4 protein-coding genes are annotated in these 3,308 nt (G+C 35.1%); all 4 read left to right on the top strand.

Going from position 1 to position 3,308, the window contains the following annotated elements:
• Window positions 1-926: diacylglycerol kinase family protein (locus tag JJE11_RS16910; protein WP_291637731.1), on the top strand; the 926-nt coding region annotated here is incomplete at its 5' end.
• Window positions 919-1,941 (top strand): AIR synthase related protein, encoded by a 1,023-nt coding sequence (locus JJE11_RS16905; RefSeq protein ID WP_291637729.1) that lies wholly within the window; start codon window positions 919-921, stop codon window positions 1,939-1,941. The genes JJE11_RS16910 and JJE11_RS16905, both read left to right, overlap by 8 nt.
• A 21-nt stretch (window positions 1,942-1,962) precedes the next feature.
• Window positions 1,963-3,231 (top strand): beta-ketoacyl-[acyl-carrier-protein] synthase family protein, encoded by a 1,269-nt coding sequence (locus JJE11_RS16900; protein WP_291637727.1) that lies wholly within the window; start codon window positions 1,963-1,965, stop codon window positions 3,229-3,231.
• A partial coding sequence (locus JJE11_RS17825; RefSeq protein ID WP_366927958.1) for an NAD-dependent epimerase/dehydratase family protein occupies window positions 3,232-3,308 on the top strand: 77 nt, incomplete at its 3' end.

The following is a 3,308-nucleotide window of genomic DNA, read 5'->3' as shown; positions in this document are numbered from 1 at the left end:
TATTTAAAAAAATATTTGGGATTCTAGATGAGAAAAAACTGAATTACCATTATGAAATAACTGCAAAACTCAGTGATGCCGGCGCAATGTCAAAGAATGCAAACAAATCTGGGTACGACATAATAGTTGCTGTAGGCGGTGATGGAACTATAAATCAAGTTATTAATGGGTTTTATGATGAAAATGGTATAAGAATATCAAAAGCTAAAATGGGAGTAATATATACTGGTACAAGTCCTGACTTTTGCAAAAGTTATGGTATACCTCTTAAAATCCAGGAAGGGATAAACTTGATTACTTCAGGGGTAAAAGTTAATAAAATAAGGCCCGGAAGGATTACTATGGCTAGAAGGTACACAAAGGATTTAGAAAACAAAAGTATAGACGTTTTGCTGGACTTTGAAACTCGCTATTTTGCATGTTGCGCAAATATAGGCCTTGGGGCAGCGGTAGCCCGCAGCGCTAATAGTGGTATAAGAGGAATTTTTGGAGATTATATTGGCACCTTTATATCACTTATTAAAACCTTATTATTCTATAAACCGATAGATATGATGATTTCCTTTGATGGGGAATTAAAAATAATACCTCGGGTTCATAATATATCCATAGGAAAAACTTATTATATAGCTTCTGGAATAAAAGTTAGGAATAACATTAAAACAGAAGATAACATGTTATATAGCCTTGTTATAAAAAAGCTGACTGTGCTAAAGTCTCTTGATGTGATAAGAAGTATATACAGCGGAAAGACAATTAATAATGGCGAAAATATTTCATTAAATTACTGTGAAACTGTAGATATATATGGTAATAATTTAAATAACGAAATAGAGTTTGATGGAGACCCTGCTGGATTTTTACCTTGCAGAATAAGCTCTGCAGTTGATACTTTAGATTTGATTTGTGAGGGTTACTATGAGTAGAGAAAAAGATTTAATAAAAATAATAGATGGAGTTATGCCCAGGTCTAAATCTCAGGTTAATGCTCTTTTTGAATCAGATTCGGAAATCATTCAGCTAGGAGATGAATTTGTAAATCAAAAGATGCTTCATACTATAGATGAATTCTCAAGTGAAGATATGCTCCGTGAGAATGATCCTTATACATTAGGCTGGAATCTTGCAGTAGGGGCTATAAGTGATATATTTGCTACAGGAGGTAAGCCTTTGTTTTATTCTCACAGCCTTACTATAAAGGATGACTGGACGGAGGAATATGTGAGATTATTATCAGAAGGCATTGCTGCAGTTTTAAAAGAGTCTGGAGTTTGCTTTCTCGGAGGAGATTTTGGGAAGTCTAAGTCTTGGAGGTATACTGCCTCTGTAATCGGTAATTTGAAAGGTGAACCTCTTTTAAGAAGCAAAGCCCAAATTGGTGATGGAATTTATATTACCGGTACCGTAGGTGGAGGAAATCTTGAGGCATTTCTAAAACTTTATTCTGAGAAAAAGCTTGTAGGAAGGCTACTAAAAACTTTTAAAAATAGATTTAATCTTCGAATAAAGGAATCAGAGCTAATAAAGACATTTGCGAATGCCAGTATAGATACCAGTGACGGAGTGTTTAATAGCATAAACTCTATATCTGAAATTAGCGGAACCGGTTATAAGCTGGGGTATTTGCCATATATTAGAGCTGGGTCCATTGCAGCAACTGTTTTTTCAATTCCTAAAAGTCTTCTTTTTCTTGGCGAATGTGGCGAGTATGAACTACTTTTTACTGTAGCCAAGCTAAAAGAAGCTGAATTTATGGAGGAGGCTTCAAAGCGTGGATTACAGTTCTATAAAATAGGGTCCATAAAAAATTCTTCAACAAAAGTATTAGAGGAGAATAATAAAGTTATTGATCTTAGCTTATTAAACATAAGTGCAAGAGACTACGAGGATATTAAAGATTACATTAAGGACATTATCAGTTTTTTAAGCAATAAATCATGATTGCGAAGGGGGTTTTATTTTATGGAGAAACGAGTAGTTATAACGGGAATCGGTCCTATAACAGCTGGAGGAATAGGAACAAGCGATTTTTTCAAAAGTGTTTTTGAAAAGAAAATTGTTATTAATGAAATACCACAGGAATTCGAAAAGAATTACTCCTTTAAATCTAAGTTTTATGTTCCTGCACCTGATTTTTCCGTGACGCAATTCGGATTACCCAAAGCTATTGAAGGTGCTATGGAAAGAATATCTAAATTTTCTGTGGCAGGCACTAAGCTAGCATTGGAGGATGCAGGTCTTCCTGTGGCAAAGGGGTCTAGATATTTTACTGTTGAAAATATAGGTAACTGCGACATAATTATCGGAGTAGGAATGAGTAGTCTTCAAACGGCATTTCACTCTTATGCTTCTCATTTATTTAATGGAGATAAGGAGATTTTTAAGCAGCATAATATAAATTCACGCTTTAATAGAATGGTTATACCAATGCTTATGCCAAATTCAGCGGCCGCATGGATATCTATAATTTTTGGTATTAAAGGATCTAGCTCTACAGTAAATGCTGCTTGTGCCTCCGGAACTATGGCCATTGGCGAGGCTTTTAGGAGGATAAAAGATGGCTATTGTACAACTGTAATCACCGGTGGAGTTGAATGTCTTGCAGAAGAAAAAGGAGCAATAATGAGAGGGTTTGATATGCTGTCTACCCTTACAAGAGCTGAGGATGGTCATCCAATGCCGTTTTCTAAAAACAGAAGCGGATTTTTATTTAATGAGGGAGCGGGATGTATTCTGGTACTTGAGGAAATGGAAGCTGCAAAAAACAGAGGAGCAGATATATATGCTGAAATCTGTGGTTATGAAAGTAATAGTGATGGATATAATATTGTGCAGATGGATAAATCAGGTGTTGCTATTTCATCATTGCTTCAAAAACTAGTAAAAGGAAGAGAAATTCAATATCTTAACGCACATGGCACTGGTACAGTCTTAAATGATGGTATAGAAGCAGCAGTGATTAATAAAACATTTGGAGATAATCAGCCCTATATCAATTCAAGTAAAGGAATTTTAGGGCACAGCATTGGTGCCAGTGGCGCTCTAGAAGCTGCTATTACGGCTTTTTCCATAAAAAATTCAAAAATTCATGGCAATTTGTTAATGGATCCTATTGATAACTTGAATCTTGTAGAAGAATCAACTAAGGCAAATATTGAATTTGCACTATCTACCTCATATGGCTTTGGCGGACATAACAGTGGATTATTATTTAAAAAGGTAGAGATATAAATGGATAGAGTATTAATAACTGGAGGTACAGGTTTTATTGGTAGTCATGTAGTAAGATATTTTTGCAAAAGGAAAGT

Source organism: Clostridium sp., assembly GCF_016650095.1.
Lineage (GTDB): Bacteria > Bacillota > Clostridia > Clostridiales > Clostridiaceae > Clostridium_AD.
Note: the sequence above shows the minus strand (reverse complement) of the source record. Positions and strands in the feature narration are given on the sequence as shown.